Genomic DNA, 24,324 nt, shown 5'->3' with positions numbered 1-24,324 from the left:
TATCTTGGAGAGAGAAGATCGTGCTGGCACGATCAGGCTGTTCGCAGTCTACTCAGTATGGAGAAAAAGGGGACCTGCCAACATGGGCGCTCAAAAAACGCTGCTGCAAGCTTTCAATCAAACGACCTATCAAGTCGCAGGGCACAGCAAGAGGGACATCCGTCAATTGCAGCGCATTTTTCAAGAGGTGGACGGCGATCTGGCTGCGGATGTGTACGGATCGGGAGAAGTCATCGACAACTTTCAAAACAAGATGGCGAAATATTTGGGCAAAGAATCGGCCGTCTTTTTCCCGAGCGGCACGATGGCCCAGCAAATCGCCATGCGCATCTGGTGCGACGCGAAAGGAATCCGCAAAGTGGCCTACCACCCGCTCTGCCATCTGGAGATTCACGAGGAGGACGGGCTGCGGAAGCTGCATCAGATCGAGCCTGTGCTGCTTGCCGACAAAGACCGGGTGATCTCGCTTGCGGACGTTCTGGGCATGAACGAAGAGATCGCCTGCCTGCTGCTGGAACTGCCCCAGCGCGAGATCGGCGGACAGTTGCCGCCGTATGAAGAGCTGGAAGCGATCTCCCACTACTGTCGGGAAAAAGGCATTCGCCTGCACATGGATGGGGCGAGGCTTTTGGAAACGTTGCCGTACTACCAGAAAACAGCCGCCGAGGTCTGCGCCTTGTTCGACAGTGTCTACATTTCCGTCTACAAAGGGATCGGCGGCATTGCCGGAGCGATTTTGGCAGGGGACGCCGCTTTCACGAAGGAAGCGATTGTCTGGAAAAGACGGCATGGCGGCGATTTAATCAGCCTGTATCCGTACATCATTCCGGCTGACGTCTGCTTCGAGGCGAGAAAGGACAAGTTCGCCGAGTATTACGAGCAGGCCAAGGAGCTTGCCGGATTGTACAACCAGTGCCACGGCATTTCCACGCGGCCGACTGTGCCGGTATCCAACATGTTTCACGTTCACATCAGCTTGCCCAAGGAGCGGTTGGAGCCTATCCTGCTCGCCGTGTGCGAGGAGACGGGAGTGGGGCTCTCGCATTATGTTCGGGAGGTAGACGAGGCTACCAGCTACTATGAGGTCAGCCTCGGCGACCGCTATGCGACGATCCCGAAGGAAAAGCTGCAAAACGTCTTTCAGGTGCTCGATCAGAAGTTAAGAGAGGCTTTGCAGGCGTAGCAGGGAGCGTTCATGAGCGAGCGAGGAATTTTTGGCAGTTGTACACGATGACAGGTAGGCAAGCGGCTTGAGTGGGGTACACTAGCGGAATAAACTTGAAAAAAAGCAGGAGGGCCACTATGCGAATCAGCTTGGCGAGTATTTTTGTAGACGATCAGAACAAGGCGCACAAGTTTTACACGGACGTCCTCGGGTTCGTGACCAAAATGGATATTCCAATGGGCGGGGTCAAATGGTTGACGGTGGTGTCTCCGGAAGACCCGGATGGTGTGCAACTCGTTTTGGAGCCAAACACGAATCCTGCGGCTTTGGCCTACCAAAAAGCCATTTTTGAGCAAAACATCCCGGCGACGGCGTTTGAAGTGAGCGACGTTCACAAGGAGTACGAGCGGCTGACCAAGCTCGGCGTCGTCTTTACGAAGGCGCCGACGGAAGCCGGAGACGTGACCTTGGCTGTATTGGACGATACGTGCGGCAATCTGATCCAAATTTATCAAATGTCTTGAGCAGGGCAGAGCGCCGATAAGGAAAAGGAACGGCCATTTTCCAAAAACTGAAACATTTGCACGTTGCTCCCGTATGAAAAAAGAAAGGGTTTGCAGGGGAGGGGTAGCCGTGTTTCAGGAATTGAACGGCCAGGTTGCACAAGTCAAAGCCCAACTGCGCCAAAAGCTTCATGCGGAGCACAATGTGAAGCTTTTGCAGGAGCAGTACAAAGAAGCCGTGCAAAAACGCGAGTTGCTGCACAAGCAATTGCAGCGGGAGCAGCGCGACGTGGATAAATTGACCGGCATGTCCTTTGGCGCGTTTTTTTACAGCCTGATTGGAAAAAAAGAAGAGAAGCTGTCCAAGGAAACGGAAGAGCTTTTGCAAGCGAAAATGAAGTACGAGGAAGCGGCCGATACCGTAAAAGAGCTGGAAGAGGAGCTTGCAGAGGTAGAGCGCAGGCTGCAGCAGATGTCGGATCTGGAAGCGCGGCTCGTCGCTCTGCTCGTCGAGAAGGAGCGGCTGATTCGCAAGCAGCGGCCTGAGCTGGCGATGCAGCTACGTGTACATAGCGAGCGGGAAGCCGAACTGGGAGCGCACGAAAAAGAGCTGCAAGAGGCGATCAGCGCGGGGAGTGCCGCGATTTTGCAGCTCCGCAAGGCGATCGACAAGCTCGACTCCGCCAGCTCCTGGGGGACGTGGGACATGTTCGGCGGCGGTGCGATTTCCACCGCGATGAAGCACAACCGGATCAACGAAGCCCGCGAGTCGATCCACCAGGCGCAAAAAAGCTTGCGGCGATTCGAGCGGGAGCTGCAAGACGTGCAGCGCCAGAGCCACATCCGCATCGAGATTGGCGAAATGCTGACCTTCGCAGACTTTTTCTTCGACAACATCATTACCGACTGGATCGTCCAGGATCGCATCTCGACGTCGCTGCGCCAGGCGAAGGAAAAGCGGTCGAAGGTGGAAAGTCTGTTGAACGACCTCCAGCGGGAGCTGAAGGCGGTGGAAGCCGAGATAGCCGAGCTTCGGCAAAAATCGCTTGCTTTAATTGAAAATGCGTGAGGCAAAAAGCAAAAGCCTGATCGTCCCCAACCAGACTGGATGCGATCAGGCTTTTTGCTATTGCTGTCGCTATTCGCGGCTGCCCGCCTCCACCCCGAAGCGTGAAAACAACTGCCAGATCAGCTCGCGCCTGCTGGATACCCCCGTTTTCACGAAAATCGACTTCAAATGATCCTGCACCGTATAAGCGGAGATGTGCAACGCGCGGGCCAGCTCCTTGGTGGACGAGCCGCGGACGATCTGGCCGAGAATCTGCTTTTCCCGTTCGGACAATCCGTACGCTTCGCAGACCAGCGGGAGAATATCGGCAGGCTTGGCCGGACCGAACAAGACGGCGAGGTGGACAGCGCCGTCCATGCCGTGCATCGGGCTTGCCTGAATCGTGACATACGGGCCGTCCGGCATGCGGATGCACACTTTGGCCATGGAGGCTTTGGGGGGCAGGCTCGTTCAACTGCGCCAACGCCCGGAAGCAGACGGCGCGCACTGGCCGGGGCAAAATGTGGCGATCGATCGACTCCCACCTGCGCAACAGCGAAAGCCACCTGTCTGCGGTGGCGTTGGCCGAGTGGATAGCCAGCCGCTCAGACATCATGACGATTCCCGTCTCTTCCTCCATCCAGGAGGTGTCCTCGGCTGGCAGGGAGAGGGCTGTTTTTCGCAAATGGTAGGCGATCAGCGGTGCCAGCTCTGCCATCCACTCGCGCTCCTCCTCGCTAAAAACAGGACGCCCCTGAAAGCGAAACAGCGTCAAAAATCCCCAGCAAGCCCCATCGTACTTGAGCGCTGCTCGCAACTCGTCAGCAAAGCCTGCCGGGAGCAAGACGTTGCGGTAGCGCTCACTCTTCGCAAGCTCTCCGCCTGTCGCTTGATACAGCGTGGCGACAGGCTCTGCCGCCCTGCTCAGTTGTTCGTAACGGATGAAGTCTTCGCGTAAATATTCGTGCTCGAAAATGCCGTGGTGTATCGCTTCCACGCCGTCTTCCGTGATCGCGCCTGTCGACAGCAGCGTCTGCGGGTCGACCGCCGTGCAGCAAGCCCCGTCAAAAGGCAGGCACTCCCGCAGCAACTGCAGGAGTGCCGTCCGGTAATCCTGGGAGGAAGCGGGGTGGCGCCGAGCGAGCGCGAGCAGTTTTCGTTTGCTTGCTTCCCATTTTGCATTCATCTGCGCGTTCTCCTGTGTGGAGCGAGCGAAGGAAATCCCATATTTGTGGGATGGTACTCCCTTGGCTCATCTCTATAATTGAGAATAATTCTTAATGAATGCGGGCCAAAAGTCAACGCTCGTCGCCCGATTTCCCCGATCTATCCATTACGCAAGGAGTTGGAAAAGACCTCATGACGTTTATTTACCGTCAATTTGCCCGTGTCTTCGTCGGCGGGCTCGCTGCCATGGCGCTTTTGGCAGGCTGCGCAGCCGATACGTCCAATCAGCAAAAGGGAAGCGGCGAGCGCATCCAGCGACAGCCCAGCCGCCGCGATCACGCTGCTGACACCGAAGGCTCCCTCCCTGATTCCGGCCGTCTATATGGAAAACACAGCGGCAGCAGGGACGTTCAAAGTAGCCACTTGGGACTCGCTGGAACAACTGCTGGCTGGCATCCAGAGCGACGAAGCGCCGCGGCGCAGATGCTTGCGCAGGCTCAGCGCAGGACGGCCGAGGCGGGACTTGCGGCGCGTGTCACGTTGCAGGAGGGAACGGTGGACGCGCCAGTGACAAACATCGGCCTGGGCCGAGGGCGCGTACTTGCGTCAACAAAACCAACCCGATACGACCGCTTTGCCTGCCCGCAGGCGGTCACACCCATCTTGTGAAACACGGCGGGACGTTTTTCACAGCAAAAGGACGAGAGCTTATGGATAAAGACAAAATTGTCGTAGTGGGTGGCTACGGCTACGTGGGCGCGACAATATGCAAAGAGCTGGGGAACCTATACCCCGGCCGCGTGTATGCGGCAGGGCGCAGCCTGGAAAAAGCGGAAGCGTTTTGCCGGGAAACGGCGGGGAAAGTGCGTCCGCTCCGGTTCGACCTGCGCCAGCTATGACGTGACGCTGCATCACCGCCGGGTGTCCGTCCGAAGCATGACAGACGGCAAGCTCGCCGACTTCGGGGGCCATCTGGGGAAAAAGCAAAAAGCAGGCGTACCGCTTTCCTTTTTCCGATCAACAGACATTGGCCCGGACGCTCGGTGTCCCATCGGTATCGACGCGGCTGTGCTTCGACCAGGAGTGGGTAGCGCGGCTTGCGGCAGGGCTGTGCCGATTGCTGCGCAAGCCGCGGGTGCGCGAGGCAGCCGTAGCGGCGTTTGCGGGGCTGAAAATGGGCGATGACCGCTTCGCCGTCAAGGTCGAGGCACGGGGAAAAGCGGGAAAGCGCGCGGCCATCGCGGAGTGTCTTTTGCACGGGCACGATCAGTCGAAAATGACCGCCAAAGTGGCTGCCGCCGTCGCAAAAGCGTTGTATTCACAAGCTTTTCCGCATGGGGTGTACCATATTGAACAGTTGTTTAAACTGGAACAAATGAAGAATTGGCTCGAGCAGGAGGCTTCGCTCTGCGTCACTGTCAAGGAAAGCCGTTAGTCTGTGCAGGGTCGGGAGAACGATTCTTCCGGCCCGAGCTGTTGACAAGGAGTTATTCCCGTTTTATAATTATCTCAAATTAAAGATATTCACTGCACATACTCGCTTGCTTGTCGCCAGACTTCCTCGCGTGCAGTCAGTATCCAGCGCAATCGCAATCCAACGTTTTTGTTTCTCTAATATCTCAAATTTAAGATATTAAAAATCCAGAAAAAATGAAGCCATTCGCGACGATGAGGAGGAGTTTTTTATGAGCGAGTTTTCTGTATTGGTGAAAAAACGGCGGTCCGCCAATAAATTTGTCCCGTCCGTTCCGATCTCTACGGCTGACATCGAGGACATCATGTCGCTCGTCAAGTTTGCGCCATCTGCTTTCAATTTGCAGCACGCGCACTATGTCGTCGTCACAGACCCGGAGACGAAGGAGCGAGTATATGAAGCGGCGCAGAGACAATATAAGGTAAAAACAGCTTCGGCAGTCATCATCGTGTTGGGCGACCTGGAAGCCTACAAAAACGCAGGCCGCATCAACGAAGGGCTGCTGCACCTGGGCGTCATGGACCAGCGCGAATACGATCATACTGTTTCGTCTGTCCATTCCTTTTACGAAGCAGGGGGAGAGCCGTTCAAACGGGACGAAGCGATTCGCAACGCCAGCTTGTCCGCTATGCTGTTCATGCTCGCTGCCAAGGACAAAGGCTGGGATACTTGCCCGATGATCGGCTTCGATCCGGAGGCGGTCCGCGAGATATTGCAAATTCCTGACCGCTACGTCCCGGCGATGATGATTACGATCGGTAAAGAAGACACGTCCAGCCAACGTGTACGAGGATACCGCAAGCCAGTCGGAGAGTTCGTCAGCTACAACACTTTCCGGTCCGAATCAAAAACAGGAGGTACAAGCAAATGACACAGCAAACAGCAGGCATTCACCATATTACCGCTTTTGTGAAAAGCGCACAGGACAACGTCGACTTTTACGCAGGGATTCTCGGCCTGCGCCTGGTCAAAAAAACAATCAACTTCGACGCCCCGGAAGTGTACCATCTGTACTTCGGCAACGAGGTAGGCAGCCCAGGTACCGCGATCACCTTTTTCCCATGGGAGACAGCGCGCCGCGGCCGTGTAGGCGGCGGGCAGGTTGGCTATACGACGTTTCTGGTTCCGACAGGCTCCATGGCTTTCTGGGAAGAGCGCCTGAACAAGTTCGGCGTCGAGTACAAGCGTGTGGAACGCATTCACGAAACGTACCTGCAATTTACCGACAGAGACGGCTTGCAGTTGGAGCTTGTCGAGCGCGAAGGCGGCCCCGCGAGCAAGTGGGCATTCGGAGGCGTCCCGGCTGACAAAGCGATCAAAGGGTTCGGGGGAGCGATCCTCTACAGTGTCGCGCCCGACCACACCATGGCAGTATTGGAAAAACTGATGGGCCTGACCAAAGTAGGCGAAGAAAACGGCCTCGTCCGCTTCCGGGCGCACGGCGACCTGGGCAATGTCATTGACGTCAATGCCGAGCCGATGCCAAGGGGAGCAGGGGGAGCGGGTACCGTCCACCATATCGCCTGGCGGGCCAAGGACGACCAGGATCATCGCCTGTGGCAGTCGCGCGTGGCGCAAGCGGGCCTTCAGCCGACAGACATCGTCGACCGCCAGTATTTCCATGCGATCTACTTCCGCGAGCCGGGCGAAATCTTGTTCGAGATTGCCACCGATCCGCCAGGCTTTGAGCGCGACGAACCGTTTGACGCATTGGGCGAAAAGCTGATGCTGCCAGAGTGGTACGAGCCGCATCGCGCCCAGATCGAGCAAGGCTTGCCCCCGATCACTGTACGCGTACTGGAGGAGGATAAGTAATGAAGCACATTTTTCGCAAAGGAACGGACCTCGCCGCTCCCACCTTGCTGCTGCTGCACGGCACGGGCGGAGACGAAAACGATCTGGTGCCGCTGGCGCAGCTCATCCATCCGGGGGCTTCTGTGCTCAGTGTCCGAGGCAATGTTTTGGAAAACGGCATGCCGCGATTTTTTCGCCGTCTGGCCGAGGGTGTTTTCGACGAGGAAGATTTGGTCTACCGCACGGAGGAGTTGCACGAGTTTTTGGATCAGGCAGCGGTCCAATACCAGTTGGACAGGGAAAACATCGTGGCAGTCGGGTATTCCAACGGTGCCAACATCGCCGGGAGCCTGCTGTTTCACTATTCGAATCCGCTGCGCGGCGCGATTTTGTACCACCCGATGGTTCCGCGGCGCGGGATTCCTCTGCCTGACATGAGCGGACTTTCGGTGTTCATCGGGGCGGGAACGAACGATCCGATCTGCTCACCGCTGGAGTCCGAGGAACTCAAGCAGCTTTTGGCCTCGGCGGGTGCCGACGTGACGCTGCATTGGGAATCGAACGGCCACCAGTTGACCAGGATGGAAGTAGAGACTTCGGCCCAATGGTTTGCGAAACAGTTTAGCGAGTGACAAAAAAAGCAGCAGAGCCGCGACGTTCTGCTGCTTTTTTGCGTGTTCCTGCCAGCCGACGCCGCTTGGGCCGAGCAGCGGCATCATGATTTCCTTACATTCCGATCGGAGGAAACGATTAGAGGAAAAGGCACAGAAGGGAGCGGCCCGAGCTTGTCGCAAGCCGCATCTACGCCGTTTTGTCAACGCTTGTTCATCTGACGTTCATACAGTTCCGCTATCATGAGGGAACCGCAAGCCATGCGGGCATGCAGACGAGCTTTAACGCCAGCAGCAGCCAACAAAGTGGCCAAAACCTACCCGCCTATCAGGTGGCGATCACATCCCAAGAAATGGCGTAACAGGCTGAAACAAAGGAGATGCTACCTTGTATAATCAGATCAGCCCGCGATTTGGCTGGCAAGCTTCAGCCCGCTGGCGCAAGTCTCTGGATACGTGCCGGAACGTAAGGAGGGGAGCCAGATGAAAATAACGATTCTCGTAGCAGACGACGATGCGCACATTCGCGAACTACTGCGATTTTATTTGGAAAAAGAAGGGTATCGGGTGCTGGCTGCCGCAGATGGCAGTCAGGCGTCGGCATTGCTTGAGCGGGAGAAGGTGCAACTGGCGATTGTCGATGTGATGATGCCAGGCAAAAACGGCTGGGAGCTGTGCAAGGAGATTCGCGACTACTACGACCTTCCCGTCATCATGCTGACGGCAAAAGGCGAGGTGCGGGACAAGGAGAAAGGGTTTTTGGCCGGAACCGACGACTATTTGACCAAGCCGTTTGAGCCGACGGAATTGCTCTACCGGATCAAAGCCTTGCTGCGCCGCTACCAGATGGTCAGCAAACAGGTCATTGTCATGCACCATACCGTCATCGACCGGGTGAGCCACGTCGTGAAAATCAAGGACGAAGCTGTACACCTCCCGCTCAAGGAGTTCGAACTGCTCGCCCAGCTCGCCAGCTTTCCCGACCGGACCTTTACGCGGGATCAACTGCTGGATTTGGTCTGGGGCGGAGACAACGAGAGCGACAGCCGCACGATTGACGTCCACATCAAGCGGCTGCGGGAAAAGTTTACGGACAAAACGGACGACTTTGTCATTTCGACCGTTCGTGGCCTCGGCTACAAGCTGGAGGTGCGCAACGGATGAAATCGCTCTACTTCCGGGTCGTCCTCCTGTTTGTCGCGATTGTCCTCATCAGCGGAACGCTCGGCTTTTTGCTCGCCAACGAGTACTACCAGCGCAACATGCGCGCCTACAACGAACAGAAAATTGCGCGGATCGGGCAGGAGATCGTTGCTTTGTACACGGACAAATCCGGCATGGATCTGCACGCATTTATGACACATGTCGCCAACCTCAATTTTCAGTTGTACCTCGTGGACGAGCGCGGACAAGCGACATCGTTCGGCGCGCCTTTTCGCGACCACCAGCTCGCACGAGAGACGGTGCAAAAGGTGCTGGCCGGGGAAATGTACAGAGGGATCACGGAAGAACAGCACGGGTTGTTCGTGACCGGATTTTTCGAGAATACGCTGAAAAACAGCATCGGCTTGCCGCTGGAAGCGGAAGGGAAAACATACGCCTTGTTTGTGCGGCCCAGCATCGAGCAGCAATTTGGCGAAGTCCACGTAATGTTTGCCGTGCTCTTGGCTGCGATGTTTCTGCTCAGCCTGCTGTTCATCCTGGTGTTTACGCGTTATTTGGTGCGGCCGATTCAAAAGCTGAGCCACGCGACGAAAAAGCTGGCGGAAGGCGAGTACGAAATCCAGCTCGACATCGCCCGCAAAGACGAAATCGGCGAACTGGCTGCCAACTTCGCGCAAATGGCCGAGTCGCTGAAGCAGCTCGATGACATGCGCCAGGAGTTTGTGTCCAACGTCTCGCACGAAATCCAGTCTCCGCTCGCCTCCATTCAGGGCTTTTCGCAGGCGATCCGCAGCGGTGGCGTGACGGAGGTGCAGAGGGATGAGTACTTGACGATCATCGAGGAGGAGAGCCGCCGTCTCTCATCTTTGAGCAAACAGCTTTTGACGCTCGCTTCACTGGATAAAGAGACGGGCTTGTACGAGCCGACTGTCTATCGGCTGGACGAGCAGTTGCGACAGGTCGTTTTGCTGCTGGAGCGCCAATGGCAGCAAAAAAGCCTGGAGTTAGAGCTGGATTTGCCGGACACGCTCATCACGGCAGACAAGCAACTGCTGAATCAGGTGTGGATCAACCTGTTGTCCAACAGCATCAAGTTTACTCCGCCGCACGGCACGATTTCCTTGTCGATCCAGCAAGCGCCGTCTGATCTCGTCGTGACGATTCGCGATACGGGGATCGGCATTTCGGAGGAGGAGCGGCAGCATATTTTTGAGCGCTTTTACAAAGGGGACAAGTCCCGCAATCGGGAAGCGACAGGCAGCGGGCTTGGACTCGCGATCGTCCATAAAATCGTGCAGGCGGCAAAAGGCAGCATCGACATCGACAGTGACATAGGAGCAGGCACGACAGTCAAGGTCAGCCTGCCCGCGCATGAACGCCCCCGGAAGTAAGACAGGCCGGGGGCGCTTTCGTTTGCTGCGGAGTCATAAATGCAGCGGCTATCCATTACGCTAGGAAAAGGATGTTGGCTTTCCGACGCAGAGGCAAATGCAAATTCGCGGAAAAGTGCCCGGACGGCGAACAGCGCAAAACCATACTTTTTTCCGACAAAGAGGGGCTGCGGGATGAATACTGGACTCTACGATTACTGGCTCGTCTTTCTGGCAGGCTTGTTCAGCGCTCCCCACTGCCTGGGGATGTGCGGCGGGATCATGTCGGCCATGACGCTTCAGTCCAAAGCGTCTCTGTTGCAAACGATTCTGGCTTACAATGCGGGCCGGATTGTGACGTATATGGCCGTAGGCGCATTCATGGGTTTCGCCGGGTCGTTTGTGAATGCGGCAGGCGTGGTCATCGGATTGCAGGGCATTGCCAATATCGCCGGAGGGCTGTTCATCATTCTCTGGGTCGTCAAAAAGTTCGCTTTGCCCTTGGACAAATACAGCCCGCTCCAGCTTTCGTCCGCGCAAAAGTTGTTGCACCTGCTCAAATCACGGCAAGGAATCGCGCCAGTACTGGTCAGCGGGCTTTTGCTCGGCTTTTTGCCGTGCGGGCTGACCTATACGATGCATATGAAAGCAGCCGCGACCGGAAGCATGGCGCAAGGGATGGCGACTTTGGGCGTGTTTGGCCTGGGCACTTTGCCCGCGCTCGTGGCGATCGGCCTGTTTTCCTTCGTTCTGACCAAAACACTCCGTTCCAAGGTGCTCTTCGTCGGCAATGCGCTCGCGTTATGTATCGGAATCTTGTCTGTTTTGCGCGGCCTGGCGATCAACGGCTGGATTCCTACCGTCAATCCGTGGCTGTGGTAGGCGAAGCGGCGGCTCATGGCTCGACGCGAAAAGGATAGGCGGCGCTCATGGCTTTGCCGTCTAGCTCGAATGTAATCGTAGCCAGCCAATCGCCCAGCATGGTCGGCACGATTTGCGCGACGTACGCGCCTTCCTTTTCCTTCGCGGCCGCGAAGACGATTGCCCCGTGGTCCATGTTCGGCATGGTCAGGGAGACGGATACGGTAGCAGTTTCCAGCTTGGCTGCATGCTCGGCCGGAACGGTTATGCGCAGCGTGTTTTCTTGCACATTTTTGGCCGGGGACGGATCGAGCGCTACTTGCAAAGGAATCGACAGCTCCTCAAGCATCGGCGTGTTCGCTTGCTGCGTGCCAGCGGTACTGGCGTGCCCGGCATGGTCCTGGGAGGCGCAGCCAATGAGGGCGAACAGAGCCAACAGCAGGCACGACAGCCGAAGGGCGACGGATTTGCGCATCATTTTCACCACTTTCCCATGAGTTACAAGCTTCCCTATCGTATTCACGGCCGCTGCCGTTCATACTTCATCTTCTACGAGATGGTCCTGGCGCATAGGTTGGACATGAGGACATGTTCGGAAGCTGAAGGGGAGTTTTTTCATGACCATCCACCAAACGTATCAGGTTACAGGCATGACCTGCGCAGCGTGTGCCAACCGGATTGAGAAACGGCTGCGCAAGGTCCAGGGTGTGCAGGAGGTACACGTCAATCTGACGACCAACAAGGCGCGGGTAGCCTTTGACCCTTCGCAAACCAACGATCAGGAGATCATGACGAAAATCGAGCAGCTCGGTTTTTCCGCGAGCTTGAAGCAGGAAGAGACGCAAGGGGAAAAAAGGGCGCTGCTCTGGCGGTTTATTTTCTCGGCCATTCTGACGATGCCGCTGTTGTGGGCGATGGCGGCGCATTTTTCTGTGACGTCGTTTCTATGGGTGCCGCCTTTGTTTCTGGCGCCTTTGTTCCAGTTCGCGCTGACCCTGCCGATTCAGTTGTTCATCGGGCAATCGTTTTACATCGGGGCGTGGAACGCCTTGAAAAACCGCTCGGCCAACATGGACGTGCTGGTCGTGCTGAGCACCTCGACCGCTTTTTTGTACAGCCATTACTTGACCTTTACGACCATCGGGCAGGCGAATCACGGCCTGACTGTCTACTACGAGTCTTGCGCGGTAATCTTCACGTTTTTACTGCTGGGCAAATATTTGGAGGCGATGGCGAAGGACCGGACGAAACATGCCATCGGACAACTGCACGAACTGCAACCGGCGCTGGCGCATGTGGTGCGCGGCGAAGAGGTGTGTACGGTTCCTGTCGAGCAGCTTGCGGTGGGCGATATTTTTCTCGTCAAGCCAGGCGAGCGGGTACCGACGGACGGGATCGTGCTGGAAGGGCACGCGAGCGTCGACCAGTCGATGTTCACGGGGGAAAGCCTGCCTGTAGAAAAATGGAGCGGGCATTCCGTAATCGGGGCGACGCTGAACCAGAGCGGCTGGCTGAAGGTCAAGGCGACGAAGGTCGGGGAAGACACGGCGCTGACGCAGGTGATCCGTACGGTGGAGGAAGCGCAGTTGTCGAAGGCGCCGATCCAGCGGGTGGCGGATGAAATTACCGATGTGTTTGTGCCGATCATCATTGCGATTGCCGCTGTGACGTTTTTGGCCTGGTACTACGTCTTTGCGCCTCAAGACTTGGGCGGGGCGCTGGAAAAGGCGATTGCCGTCCTCATTATCGCTTGTCCGTGCGCACTCGGGCTGGCTACTCCCATGTCGATCCTAGTCGTATCCGGCAGAGCGGCGCAGATGGGCATTCTGTTCAAGCAGGGAAAGTATTTGGAGGCGTTGCAAAAGATCGACACGATTGTGTTTGACAAAACAGGCACGTTGAGCAGAGGGGCGCACGAGGTCGTCGGCGTCAACACGCGCGGATGGAGCGAGGCGGCGTTTTGGCGCCTGGTGGCCGGGGCGGAAATGACCTCTGAGCACCCGTTGGCGGCAACGATTGTGGCCCATGCGAAAAAACAGGGGCTGTCCATCCCGACAGCCACGTCCTTTTCCTCGCTGCCCGGCTATGGAATCGAGGCGATAGTGGAAGGGCATGCAGTGGTGGTCGGTTCCCCCAAGCTGCTGACCCGAAACAACGTGGACATCGGCACTGTGCTCGATCAGTTGGTGCGGCACGGAGCGGAAGGGAAAATGGTGCTGCTCGCAGCCATCGACGGGCGGCTGGCCGGGTATGTGGTGCTGTCGGACCAGTTGAAAAGAGACGCGAAAAAAGCGGTCGCCCAACTGCGAAAAATGGGCAAGGACATCATCATGATTACGGGAGACAACCCATATACGGCGAAAAGCGTGGCGAGACAGGCGGGAATCGAGCAAGTGTACGCGGGAGTGCTGCCTGCCCAAAAGGCGGAGTTGATCTTGCGCCTGCAAGAAAAAGGGAAAAAAATCGCCATGGTCGGCGACGGGGTCAACGACGCGCCTGCTCTGACCGCAGCGAGCGTCGGCATTGCGCTGGGAACGGGAGCGGACATTTCCAAGGATTCAGCCGATGTCGTCATCATGCACGGCGAGGTAAAAGGGGTGGTCCACGCTATCCGGCTCAGCCAAATGGCGATGAAAAACATCCGGCAAAACTTGTTTTGGGCTTTTTTTTACAATGCGATCGCAATTCCGGCGACAATGCTCGGCTTTTTGGCGCCGTGGCTGGCAGGAATCGCCATGGCGTTCAGCTCGCTGTCGGTCGTGCTGAATTCCTTGCGCTTGCGAAAAGGGCGCATGGAAAAATAAAAAAACCGAGCGATCACGTAGCTCGGACAGTCGATCTCTGTTCTTTGGCATGCTCTACTCCCGCTGAGATCAGATGGCGCACGTGGTCATCGTCCAGCGAATAAAAGACGAGCTTGCCTTCTTTGCGGTATTTGGCCAGGCCCATGTTGCGCAGAAGCCGCAAATGATGCGAGGTGTTGGCGATGGAGCTGCCGATGATGGCTGCGACGTCACAGACGCACAGCTCGTCTTCCATGGACAAAATATGAATGATTTTCGCCCGGGTGTCGTCGGCGAGCGCCTTGAAAATTTTCGCTACCCCTTCGGATTCTGTAGCGTACGGCTTCAAGCGACTGACTTTTTCTTCGTCATAGCATTGAATCTCACAGATGTCGTCCACCGTAAAAATCACCTCTTGCTTACTTCAATGTCCTACTATTATAGACATTCGCGCGAAAAGAGAAAAGGCATTTTGCAGTCCCGGCTGGCAAGAATGCGGACTGGGCATATAACTCCAACGATTAGGCTCATTTTCCGCGGGCGATCGTCATAGCTCTTTGATAGGGGAGTTTTCCTGATTATTCCAGAAAACCTCAAGGCTGCTGCCTGCCCGTGGCAGGGCGAGCGGCTAAGCGCCCCTTCTAGCACAGTGTCAAAAGAGATGAGGTGGAGGATTATGCCAAAGACGGGTCAACAGACGCGTTACAAGCTGGTAATTGTGGGAGGCGGGAGTGCAGGCATCACGGTCGCAGCGCAACTCCTGCGCAAATCGCGCGAACTCGCGGGGCAGATTGCCATTGTCGATGATGCGGCCAAGCACTACTATCAGCCGTTGTGGACGCTTGCAGGTGCCGGAGTTGTCAGCAGGGAGGTGACCGTACGCGACGAAGCGGCGGTCATTCCGAGAGGCGCGATATGGGTCAGAGAGGCCGTCACGCAATTTTTGCCAAAAGACAACGCCGTCATGACGGCGTCCGGAAACAAGCTGCACTACGACTATCTGGTTGTCGCAGCCGGAATCCAGCTCGATTGGGACAAAGTAAAAGGTCTCAAGGAGAGCATCGGCAAAGCAGGCGTATGCAGCAACTACTCGTACGACTACGTCGCGAGCACATGGGAGAGCATCCGCCAGTTTCAGGGCGGGACGGCGATCTTCACCCAGCCGAATACCCCGGTGAAATGCGGCGGCGCTCCGCAAAAAATCATGTACCTGGCGGACGATTACTTTCGCCGGTCGGGTGTGCGCTCGCAATCCATCGTCCGGTTTGTTTCGGGGGCGTCGACCATTTTCGGCGTGCAAAAGTATGCCGATGCCTTGCAGAAGGTCGTCGACAGAAAACAGATTTACACAAGCTTCCAGCACAACCTCGTGGAAATTCGCGCGGACCAAAAGCAAGCGGTATTCGAAAACGTGAATACCTGTGAGCGCGTGCCGATGGCCTACGATATGATTCACGTCGTGCCGCCGATGAGCGCCCCTGATTTTATCAAAAAAAGCCCGCTCGCCGCTGCTGACGGGTGGCTGGACGTGGATAAGCATACGCTGCAGCACACGCGTTTTGCCAACGTTTTCGGGCTCGGGGATTGCGCCAATCTGCCGACCTCCAAAACAGGCGCGGCCATCCGCAAGCAGGCTCCGGTCGTCGTGCAAAACCTGCTGTCGCAAATCAACGGCAAGCCGGACTATCGGCAATACAACGGCTATACTTCCTGCCCGCTCGTAACGGGCTACGGCAAATTGATTTTGGCGGAATTTGATTACGAGCAGATTCCACGGGAGACGTTCCCGTTCGATCAATCCCGTGAACGGCGTAGCATGTACTGGTTGAAAAAAGAGCTGCTTCCCGTCATGTATTGGCACGGCATGCTCAAAGGCAGGATGTAGGACAGACAAACGCGGATAAGTAATGAAGGAGGGCGACGGTATGCTGCTCAAATATTTTTACGACGACAAATTGGCCCAGGCTTCCTATCTGGTCGGCTGCCAGGCGGCAGGCGAAGCGATTGTGATTGATCCGGCGCGCGACATCGAGCAGTATGTGCAGACGGCAAAAGCAAACGGCGTGCAGATTGTCGGCGTGACGGAAACCCATATCCATGCCGACTTCCTCTCCGGTGCGCGGGAACTCGCGGCCAGACTCGGAGCCGTCCTCTATTTGACAGACGAAGGAGGGCCGCAGTGGCGCTACGCATACGCCGCCGGGTACAGCCACCGCTTGCTCAAAGACGGGGATACATTCCAGATCGGCAAGCTGGCCTTCGAGGTGCTCCACACGCCAGGACATACGCCGGAGCATATTGCGCTGCTCTTGACGGACGTCGGCTCGCCAGCGAATGAACCGATTGGCATTTTTACCGGGGACTTCGTGTTTGTCGGTGACGTCGGCCGCCCGGACCTGCTGGAAAAAGCGGCGAACGTGAGCGGCTCCGCCGAAGAGCTGGCGCGCCAAATGTTTCACTCGCTGACGCGCTTCAAGCAGCTCCCCGACTATTTGCAAGTCTGGCCGGGGCACGGGGCCGGCAGTGCGTGCGGCAAGGCGATCGGGGCCGTCCAGTCGTCGACGGTCGGGTATGAGAAGCGCACGAATTGGGCGTTGCAGCATGAAAATGAACAGGAGTTCGTGCAAAGCTTGCTTGCGGGCCAGCCTGAGCCGCCGACTTATTTTGCGATGATGAAGCATTGGAACAAAGTAGGGCCGCGGCTGGTGCAGCAAATAGCCGCACCTGTGCATGCAGAAGCCTCCATCAGCGTAGTGGAAGCGTGGACGAAACGGGGCGTTGTCGTGGATACCCGTCCGCCAGGCTTGTTTGCCAAAAAACATGTGCCGGGAGTCATCAACCTGCCGTACGACAAATCTTTTCCCACGTGGGCGGGCTGGCTGCTGGACTATGAACGCCCCGTGTACCTGCTCGCCGACCAGCAGTCCGTTCCTGCTGTTTTGAAAGATTTGCAGTCGATTGGGCTGGATCAGGTAGCGGGTGTGATGGACCCTGCTGTCTACGAGCTTGCTTGCGATTCGCGGTTGGAATCCTACGCAGAAATCACGCCCGGGGAGGCGCGAGAGCAGGTGCAGGCAGGACAACTGTACGTGCTCGATGTCCGTTACCAAAAAGAGTGGGAGGCAGGCGCTATCCCGGGAGCGAAGCACATCATGCTCGGCTACTTGCCAGAGCGCATGCAGGAGCTGCCGCGCGATACTCCGATCCTGGTTCAGTGCAAAAGCGGGCGACGATCCGCGGTAGCCGTGAGTTTGCTGCGGGCCAACGGCTTTTCCCGTGTGCAAAATTTGCTCGGCGGCTTTGACGAATGGGCGAGACAAGGCTTTCCGATCGCAAGGTAGCGGGAGCCAGCGCCCGAGGACGATCAGCGCCTCGCGAGCAATTGCAGAGGATAGCAGTAGTGCCCCTCCCTGTTTTCGTGTAAGATGGACATGATTGCATTTGTACGTGATTGTGAAAACAGGGAGAGAAAGCGATGAGTTTCCAACAAAAATGCGCAAAGTGCCGTTCCAAGAAAATCGACTTTACCGAAACGATCAACCGACCTTTATATATTTCCATCTACGCGGCTGTACTGGTGGTGCTCGGGGTGATCGGCGTCTCCGTGAAAGGAACGCCTGTCATTTTCCTGTTTCTCGGTCTGATGGGCGCATTCGTGCTATTTGCCGTTCGCATGCACCTGGAAAAGAAAAAAATTCTCAAATGCGTCTGCCTGGACTGTGGCGAGCGTTGGCAAACGGCTGCCAACGCTGCACAGAAGCAGACGAAGTAACGAAAAAAAGGCTCTAGCTCCGCCGCAGTGTCGTTTGCAAAGTTCCAAAAGTCGTGCTGTCCATGCTAGAAAAGAACTGTTTCAACAAACTGGCGATCGTTCCCGGTTCTATACGGTAGAGCGATCGACAGTTTGCGTTATGGCTGGAGACCACCACAGCGGATGGGAAGTAAGGATAATTCCGTTACTTCGGAAATTGTTGGATAACCAATTCCAGATCTTTTTTATATGATTCGATTTTTGATTTATCATTGCTGAAAAGCCGATCATCATTTATTTTCGGCATAAGAGTGCTTAGTTTCTTTAGTTCATCTCGCTTATTTTGAATTTCCGTAAGATCATTCTGTTCAATTAGCGATTGTAATTTTTTCAGATAATCTCTTTTATACTGATATAATGTTAAAACTCCAGATTGCAATTGTTCATCGGCTATTATTTGTTTTGTTTCATCATTGGTTAGGATAATCGCTGGAAGGAAGGCGGGATTATCTATTAGATTACTATCAATCATTCCTGAAATATACGCTAGTTTTTCTTTGTCTTGTGCATTAGATAATTCTTCGGTAATTTTTTCAAATTGATAGAGTGAACATGAGTGTTGATGTTTAAATACATCCGTTAACGTAATTTGATATTGAACATGTACATGGTCTGGTGAAGCGGTGGTGCAAGAGGCTGTCATGAGAGACAAACTAGCAAGCAAAAGGAACATTGACATTCTTTTCATTTTTCTCTCCATCCTTTCATGATAAAAGAGCATCCGGCTGTCCGAATGCTCTTCTTAAATTTTTAAACTACCATTCCAAAACGTCATCTACCCAAACTTGCCAACTTTTCTCTGTCTTGGTTGGCGTAAGTTTAAATTGTAAGCCACCAGTTGGCCCCGTTTTTGCGTAACTAAAGTTTGCTTCGAAGCTGGTTCCCCATGTTCTAGTGTCAAAAGTGTGGACATATCTTGCACCAAAATCTAACTTTTCGTTTTTCTTTTTGGTTACATAGACTGCAGCATAAGAACCGAAGTCTAATTCAGTGTCATGTACATTAAACAAGTAAATTCCCTTTTTCCGTTCTGATCCATCCCGAGCAGTTACATACTTTGTATCTCCCACGTTACTGCTGTAATATTCCCCCACAGTAGGATCCCATTCAATAGAGAGTAAGTCATAAGTCGCAGGGTAAAACTCGTTATCTTTTGGATTCCAAGAAGCAATTAGACGATAGTAAGATTGACCAGCTCGTTTGGCGGTTGAAAGTTCGAGGTTGATGTCTCCAGCCTGCATTGCCGTAGGACCAATTTTACTGTTTTTCTTTGTTTCCAACTCTACTCCGAGCGGCTTTAGTTTATCCGACAATTCTTCGTCAGTTCCGTTATTTTGCATGACTAAGTTGTGGACAAAAGAATCAAACTCTTCGTCAGAAAGGTTGGCAATCGCCGACTTTAACGAATGCTGTTGCGATTTTGTTTGAGTGTCGCTTAATGAAAGAACCTTTTTTGCCAGCTCTTTACTGCTCAAACTCGAATAATCCACTTTTGCTGCATTCGCTGCTGGCACCACTAAGACAGAGGCTAGTAGAACTGTGCAAGTAATCGTAGAGAAAAGATTAATTTGGTGTTAGTCCGGGAAGGACCTTTCACAATATTAAAATTATCAGAAAGTGAATGAAAATGTTGTCGTATTTTGTAATCTATTAAAAAAAAGTAAAAATATAACATATTTCAACGACTGCGATAATCCACAAAACACGTAACAGAAGTTTTGGCTGCATATGCCCCTGGAAACAGGCCTTGTATAAGACAAATGTAGAGATGAGAATATAGGTGGAAAGGGATCGAAACGCCACTTAATGCGCATGCGCGGCTGAAGTGTGATTAGGAGATTGTGAGTGTGTGATTTGTCTAAAGTGCTATGCCGGGAGGAGTTGATCCTCGTAATAATGGATAGCCTGCTGGATCATCATTTTTTCCGAATGCTGAAAGCTGTACTTGGCCCATATTGCGTTCTGCAGCGATCACTCATTGGACATTAGGGGATATCATCTGACGAGAGCCAATTTTATATTGTCAGGTCAGCCAGCGTTTTCTGGTTGGCCTTTTTTCATGGGGAACAAATAGGCGCAAAACTTTAAAAATCTTCACTTGAACCAGAAACTGGTATCCGATAATATAATAATTAAATATTTGTTTGAATGTATGTTGGATGGACGCGGAAGCAGTTGGGGAAAATAGATGCCTGGGAAATAGGTGAGAGCATATGTCAAATCAACCAAAACAAGGCGGGTGCTGCAGCGGGCACCATTGCAGCTCGGAGCATACCCATGACAAAAAAATTCTCACGGTGCTGGAGCCAGCCGCCGCGATCGCTTCGGACGGCGCGGGCGTTTTGTCTGCGCAGGCGATTGTGTATCGCGTGCATGGCATGGACTGCAGCTCGTGCGCGAAGTCATTGGAGCGGCACATGAAGTCGCTGCCTGCGGTAAAGGAAGTGAGCGTCAACTTTTCCACCGGAAAAATGCAGCTCGTCTCCGACGGACTGCAGGACGAAGCCGTCATCAAGGAAGTCGCCAAGGCAGGCTACAGCGCCAAACGGCTTGAGCGGCGAACAGCCCGCGAGGCGGTCCAAAACGATCGCGCAGGCACCGTCCTCACATCACTGTCCGGCGCGTTTCTGGCGCTTGGCTTTTTGGTTTCGCTGACCAGCGCCTCTCCGTGGGTCAGCACGATTTTGTACGCCCTGTCCATTATCAGCGGCGGCTACCGCCCGGCGCGCAGCGCTTTTTACGCGATCAAGAGCAAGTCGCTGGACATGAACGTCTTGATGTCCGTAGCGGCGCTTGGCGCAGCGCTGATCGGAGAGTGGCTGGAGGGAGCGACAGTTGTCTGGCTGTTTTCCATCGGCAATCTGCTGCAGACCAAGTCCATTGAGAAGACGCGCGATTCGATCCGCAACCTGATGGATTTGGCTCCGCCTGAAGCGTGGGTGAAAAAAGGCGATGCGCTGACGAGAATGTCCGTAGAAGAGATTGGCGTAGGCGACGTGATCGTGGTCAAACCGGGGGAGAAAATCCCGCTCGACGGCGATATTTTGTCCGGACATTCCAGCGTGAATCAGGCCCCGATTACCGGGGAGTCCATCCCGGTCGACAAGCAGGCGGGCGACGCGGTGTTCGCAGGCAGCGTGAATGAAAGCGGCGCTCTGGAAATCAAGGTGACAAAGCTCGTCGAGGATACGGCGATTGCGCGCATCATTCATCTGGTGGAGGAGGCCCAGGAGAAAAAGGCTCCGACTCAGGCGTTCGTCGACAAGTTCGCCGCCATGTACACGCCAATCGTGCTTGTTCTCGCTTTGCTCGTGATCGTGTTCCCTCCCGTGCTCGGCATGGGCACGTGGGGAGAATGGTTTTACAAGGCGCTGGAGCTGCTTGTGGTCGCTTGCCCGTGCGCATTGGTCATCTCGACGCCCGTTGCCATCGTATCGGCGATCGGAAACGCAGCGCGAAACGGCGTGCTGATAAAAGGCGGGACATTTCTGGAGCGGGCCGGAGCGATTGAGGCGATTGCCTTTGACAAAACAGGCACGCTGACAGAGGGCAAGCCGCGCGTGACGCAGGTGGTGGCCGCAGGCGAGACGGAGGAAGCCATCCTCGCGATTGCCAGAACGATGGAGGAGCGCTCCAGCCATCCGATTGCCCAGGCGATTGTGGCATACGCCAAGGAAAAGCAGGTGGCGGCGCTCGCGGGCGAGGACTTCCAGGCGCTGGTGGGAAAAGGCGTTCAGGCGACGATTCATGGCGAAGTGTACTACGCCGGAAAGCCCGCGCTGTTTGCCGAGCTGGGCGTAGACATGAGCGCCTGGCAGGAGCAGATCGCGTCTTTGCAAGCGGAAGGCAACACGCTGATCGTGATCGGCACCCGCCAAAAGCTGCTTGGCATGATCGCAGTGGCCGATACGATCCGCGAGATTACCGTCGGCGCGATCAGCAAGCTGAAAGCGGCCGGGATCAGCGAGATCATCATGCTGACAGGCGACAATGCGGGAACGGCGAACAAGGTAGCGGCCCAGACGGGCGTAGACCGTTATTTTGCCGAGCTGCTCCCGCAGGACAAGGTGGAAGCGGTGAAAAAGCTGCAACAGGAGGGCAAAGTCGTCGCAATGGTCGGGGACGGCATCAACGACGCGCCTGCGCTGGCAACTGCCGACCTGGGCATCGCGATGGGCGGAGCAGGGACGGATACCGCGATGGAAACAGCCGATATCGTCCTGATGGCCGACAATCTGGAAAAGTTGCCGCACACCGTCAGAATCAGCCGCAAAGCGCTGGTGATTATCAAACAAAACATCTGGTTTTCCATCGTGGTGAAGCTGGCCGCACTCGTGCTGATTTTTCCGGGCTGGCTGACCTTGTGGCTGGCAGTCTTAAGCGACACGGGCGCTGCCTTGCTGGTCATTTTAAACAGCATGCGCCTGCTCAGAATGAAGCCTTGACAGATGAAAAAGCAAAAGGGAGAAGAGCCAAGGCTCTCTCCCTTTTTGGTATGGCATGCGTGTACGCGTTTGCACGTTTTTGCACGAGTCTTACACCAGCACGCCGCCGCCGTAGCGTTCAAATTCTTTCTGGGTGCAGGCGACATAGTGGCCTGGCTCGATTTCCCGCAGCACTCTTTCCTCGTCCTGGTTTTGCAGGTACTCCTGATCGTCGAACACAATTCGTTTGCGGTTGCGCTCGTAATCCGGGTCTGGCAAAGGAATCGCAGAGAGCAGGGACTTGGTGTACGGGTGAATCGGATTTTCGTACAGGCGGTTGCTTTCCGCCAACTCGACGATGCGGCCGCGGTACATGACGCCGATGCGGTCGCTGATGTATTTCACCATCGACAGGTCATGGGCGATGAACAGATAGGTCAGCCCTTTTTCTTTTTGCAGACGTTTGAGCAGGTTGATGACCTGCGCCTGGATGGATACGTCCAGTGCGGAGATCGGCTCGTCGGCAATGATAAACTCGGGATCGACTGCGAGAGCGCGCGCGATACCGATGCGCTGGCGCTGCCCGCCGCTGAACTCATGCGGGTAACGGTTGGCGTGCTCGCGGTTGAGACCGACCGTTTCCAAAAGCTCATGTACTTTCGCAATGCGCTGCTCTTTAGTAGCGAGCTTGTGGATATCCAGACCTTCCGCGATAATATCGGATACAGTCAGACGAGGATTCAGGGACGAATACGGGTCTTGGAAAATCATCTGGATTTTGCGGTTCAGCCATTTTTTCTCTTCGCCTGATTTTTTGCCGTGGACGTTTTTGCCTTTGAACAGCACTTCGCCGTCAGTGGCGTCATACAGGCGCAGGATCGTCCGGCCCGTAGTGGATTTTCCACACCCGGATTCGCCTACGAGTCCGAAAATCTCGCCTTTGTAGATGTCAAAAGTAATGCCGTCGACAGCCTTCAAGACTTGTCCGCCGCCAAGGTCGAAATGCTGCTTCAAGTTTCTGACTTCCACGATCTTCTCGCGCTGGTCGTACGAGATCGTTGCTTTCGGACGCGGGCTTTCGACTTTCTTCGCCTCTGCAGAAGCAGTCTTGCGTCGCACAGCAGAAGCGGGCGGGTCGATCTGTGGAGCCATTTCGTGCAGCAGCCAGGTTGCCGCATAGTGCGTGTCGGAAATTTTGAACATCGGCGGCTCGTATTCCAGATCGACTTTCAGGGCGTACGGATTGCGCGCAGCAAACGCATCGCCGACAGGCGGCTTGAACATGTCTGGCGGGGAGCCAGGAATAGACATCAGCTCTTCGTCGTCCGTATCGAGGCTAGGCATCGAGCCGAGCAGGCCCCATGTGTACGGATGCTTGGGATCGTAGAAAATCTCGTCGACTTTTCCGATCTCGACGATTTTTCCCGCGTACATGACAGCTACGCGGTCAGCCATGTTGGCTACGACGCCGAGGTCGTGGGTAATGAAGATGATCGAGGTGCCCATTTTTTTCTGAATGTCTTTGAGCAGCTCCAAAATTTGCGCCTGAATGGACACGTCGAGCGCGGTCGTCGGCTCGTCGGCAATGATGACTTTAGGATTGCAGGCGAGGGCGATCGCAATGACAATCCGTTGGCGCATCCCGCCGGAGAATTGGTGCGGGTATTGATCGACGCGTTCTTTTGCGAACGGAATCCCGACCAGCTCCAACAGCTCGACGGCGCGGGTGCGCGCTTCGGAACGGCTCAGCTTTTGGTGCTTGATGAAGCTCTCCATGATTTGGTTCCCGATCGTCATGGTCGGGTTGAGAGAGGTCATCGGATCCTGGAAAATCATCGAAATATCGCGGCCGCGAACGTCCTGCATTTCTTTTTCCGACAGGGTGACCAAATCTCTTCCTTCGAACAGGACTTGTCCTTTCGGAATACGTCCCGGAGGAGAAGGGATGAGTCGCATGAGAGCTTGCGAGGTAACCGATTTTCCGGAGCCGGACTCGCCCACGATGGCCAGAGTCTCTCCTTTGTGCAAGTCGAAGGAAACCCCCCGCACCGCTTTTACCTCACCTGCATACGTATCAAAAGACACGTGTAAGTCCTTTACTTCCAAAACTTTTTCCATAGAATCCTCCCTTTCTCTATATATGTTTTTG

The 24,324-nt window shown here is 55.1% G+C and carries 22 protein-coding genes and 1 pseudogene; 17 read left to right on the top strand and 6 right to left on the bottom strand.

Annotation, left to right across the window (positions count from 1 at the left end):
- Positions 1-82: 82 nt before the first annotated feature.
- The 3 genes from BA6348_RS00945 (at position 83) to BA6348_RS00935 (ending at position 2,737) form a co-directional block, all read left to right on the top strand.
- The gene (locus BA6348_RS00945; RefSeq protein ID WP_122952412.1) at positions 83-1,183 is read left to right on the top strand and encodes a threonine aldolase family protein; all 1,101 of its coding nucleotides are present in this window, start codon (positions 83-85) and stop codon (positions 1,181-1,183) included.
- Between the two features lie 119 nt (positions 1,184-1,302).
- Positions 1,303-1,689 (top strand): VOC family protein, encoded by a 387-nt coding sequence (locus BA6348_RS00940; protein ID WP_005832645.1) that lies wholly within the window; start codon positions 1,303-1,305, stop codon positions 1,687-1,689.
- Between the two features lie 109 nt (positions 1,690-1,798).
- On the top strand, positions 1,799-2,737 hold the full coding sequence (locus BA6348_RS00935) for a coiled-coil domain-containing protein (protein ID WP_005832647.1): 939 nt from the start codon (positions 1,799-1,801) through the stop codon (positions 2,735-2,737).
- A gap of 69 nt (positions 2,738-2,806) precedes the next feature.
- On the opposite strand, the pseudogene BA6348_RS27915 reads toward BA6348_RS00935, so the two are convergent.
- Positions 2,807-3,902: pseudogene (locus tag BA6348_RS27915) on the bottom strand (helix-turn-helix transcriptional regulator).
- A gap of 173 nt (positions 3,903-4,075) precedes the next feature.
- Between BA6348_RS27915 and BA6348_RS00925 the strand changes: the two are divergent.
- From BA6348_RS00925 to BA6348_RS00890, 9 genes are all read left to right on the top strand, one after another.
- Complete coding sequence (locus BA6348_RS00925) at positions 4,076-4,552, top strand: hypothetical protein (RefSeq protein ID WP_122952413.1); 477 nt, start codon at positions 4,076-4,078, stop codon at positions 4,550-4,552.
- A gap of 41 nt (positions 4,553-4,593) precedes the next feature.
- Complete coding sequence (locus BA6348_RS27790) at positions 4,594-4,782, top strand: hypothetical protein (protein WP_007779412.1); 189 nt, start codon at positions 4,594-4,596, stop codon at positions 4,780-4,782.
- A gap of 128 nt (positions 4,783-4,910) precedes the next feature.
- Complete coding sequence (locus tag BA6348_RS27785) at positions 4,911-5,318, top strand: hypothetical protein (protein ID WP_307723504.1); 408 nt, start codon at positions 4,911-4,913, stop codon at positions 5,316-5,318.
- Between the two features lie 250 nt (positions 5,319-5,568).
- Positions 5,569-6,228 (top strand): nitroreductase family protein, encoded by a 660-nt coding sequence (locus BA6348_RS00915; protein WP_005832654.1) that lies wholly within the window; start codon positions 5,569-5,571, stop codon positions 6,226-6,228.
- Positions 6,225-7,172, top strand: a complete 948-nt coding sequence (locus BA6348_RS00910; RefSeq protein WP_122952414.1) for a ring-cleaving dioxygenase — start codon at positions 6,225-6,227, stop codon at positions 7,170-7,172. Before BA6348_RS00915 ends, BA6348_RS00910 begins: the two co-directional genes overlap by 4 nt.
- Positions 7,172-7,783 (top strand): alpha/beta hydrolase, encoded by a 612-nt coding sequence (locus BA6348_RS00905; RefSeq protein WP_005832657.1) that lies wholly within the window; start codon positions 7,172-7,174, stop codon positions 7,781-7,783. Before BA6348_RS00910 ends, BA6348_RS00905 begins: the two co-directional genes overlap by 1 nt.
- A gap of 462 nt (positions 7,784-8,245) precedes the next feature.
- Positions 8,246-8,926, top strand: a complete 681-nt coding sequence (locus BA6348_RS00900; protein WP_122952415.1) for a response regulator transcription factor — start codon at positions 8,246-8,248, stop codon at positions 8,924-8,926.
- Positions 8,923-10,317: a sensor histidine kinase gene (locus BA6348_RS00895; RefSeq protein WP_025847218.1), complete on the top strand. Its 1,395-nt coding sequence runs from the start codon at positions 8,923-8,925 to the stop codon at positions 10,315-10,317. Before BA6348_RS00900 ends, BA6348_RS00895 begins: the two co-directional genes overlap by 4 nt.
- 174 nt (positions 10,318-10,491) lie before the next feature.
- Entirely contained in the window at positions 10,492-11,178 is a 687-nt protein-coding gene (locus BA6348_RS00890; protein WP_005832663.1) for a sulfite exporter TauE/SafE family protein, read from the top strand.
- 13 nt (positions 11,179-11,191) lie between these two features.
- Here BA6348_RS00890 and BA6348_RS00885 read toward each other — a convergent pair whose 3' ends face one another.
- Positions 11,192-11,635 (bottom strand): FixH family protein, encoded by a 444-nt coding sequence (locus tag BA6348_RS00885; protein ID WP_122952416.1) that lies wholly within the window; start codon positions 11,633-11,635, stop codon positions 11,192-11,194.
- A gap of 139 nt (positions 11,636-11,774) precedes the next feature.
- On the opposite strand from BA6348_RS00885, the gene BA6348_RS00880 reads away from it, so the two are divergent.
- On the top strand, positions 11,775-13,961 hold the full coding sequence (locus BA6348_RS00880) for a heavy metal translocating P-type ATPase (RefSeq protein WP_007779394.1): 2,187 nt from the start codon (positions 11,775-11,777) through the stop codon (positions 13,959-13,961).
- Between the two features lie 13 nt (positions 13,962-13,974).
- Here BA6348_RS00880 and BA6348_RS00875 read toward each other — a convergent pair whose 3' ends face one another.
- Entirely contained in the window at positions 13,975-14,340 is a 366-nt protein-coding gene (locus tag BA6348_RS00875) for an ArsR/SmtB family transcription factor (protein ID WP_007779391.1), read from the bottom strand.
- Between the two features lie 276 nt (positions 14,341-14,616).
- Here BA6348_RS00875 and BA6348_RS00870 point away from each other — a divergent pair, with 276 nt between their 5' ends.
- The 3 genes from BA6348_RS00870 (at position 14,617) to BA6348_RS00860 (ending at position 17,712) form a co-directional block, all read left to right on the top strand.
- On the top strand, positions 14,617-15,825 hold the full coding sequence (locus tag BA6348_RS00870; RefSeq protein ID WP_122952417.1) for an NAD(P)/FAD-dependent oxidoreductase: 1,209 nt from the start codon (positions 14,617-14,619) through the stop codon (positions 15,823-15,825).
- Between the two features lie 40 nt (positions 15,826-15,865).
- Positions 15,866-17,281 carry an MBL fold metallo-hydrolase gene (locus BA6348_RS00865; RefSeq protein ID WP_122952418.1) on the top strand — a complete coding sequence of 472 codons (1,416 nt, stop codon included), beginning with the start codon at positions 15,866-15,868 and terminating at the stop codon, positions 17,279-17,281.
- 134 nt (positions 17,282-17,415) lie between these two features.
- Positions 17,416-17,712 (top strand): hypothetical protein, encoded by a 297-nt coding sequence (locus tag BA6348_RS00860; RefSeq protein ID WP_005832674.1) that lies wholly within the window; start codon positions 17,416-17,418, stop codon positions 17,710-17,712.
- Positions 17,713-17,896: 184 nt separating this feature from the next.
- Here the strand turns inward: BA6348_RS00860 and BA6348_RS00855 are convergent, their stop codons facing one another.
- Together BA6348_RS00855 and BA6348_RS00850 are read right to left on the bottom strand one after the other, a co-directional pair.
- The gene (locus BA6348_RS00855) at positions 17,897-18,439 is read right to left on the bottom strand and encodes a hypothetical protein (RefSeq protein ID WP_025847200.1); all 543 of its coding nucleotides are present in this window, start codon (positions 18,437-18,439) and stop codon (positions 17,897-17,899) included.
- 67 nt (positions 18,440-18,506) lie between these two features.
- Positions 18,507-19,226: a hypothetical protein gene (locus tag BA6348_RS00850; RefSeq protein ID WP_025847198.1), complete on the bottom strand. Its 720-nt coding sequence runs from the start codon at positions 19,224-19,226 to the stop codon at positions 18,507-18,509.
- A gap of 738 nt (positions 19,227-19,964) precedes the next feature.
- Between BA6348_RS00850 and BA6348_RS00845 the strand changes: the two genes are divergently transcribed.
- Positions 19,965-22,196 carry a heavy metal translocating P-type ATPase gene (locus BA6348_RS00845; RefSeq protein WP_122952419.1) on the top strand — a complete coding sequence of 744 codons (2,232 nt, stop codon included), beginning with the start codon at positions 19,965-19,967 and terminating at the stop codon, positions 22,194-22,196.
- A 90-nt stretch (positions 22,197-22,286) separates the two neighbouring features.
- On the opposite strand, the gene BA6348_RS27610 is transcribed toward BA6348_RS00845, so the two are convergent.
- On the bottom strand, positions 22,287-24,293 hold the full coding sequence (locus BA6348_RS27610; protein ID WP_122952420.1) for an ABC transporter ATP-binding protein: 2,007 nt from the start codon (positions 24,291-24,293) through the stop codon (positions 22,287-22,289).
- Positions 24,294-24,324: the final 31 nt, after the last annotated feature.

This window comes from Brevibacillus agri, assembly GCF_004117055.1.
Classification (GTDB): Bacteria; Bacillota; Bacilli; order Brevibacillales; family Brevibacillaceae; genus Brevibacillus; species Brevibacillus agri.
The sequence above is the reverse complement of the archived record's forward strand: the minus strand, read 5'-3'. Positions and strand labels throughout refer to the sequence as shown.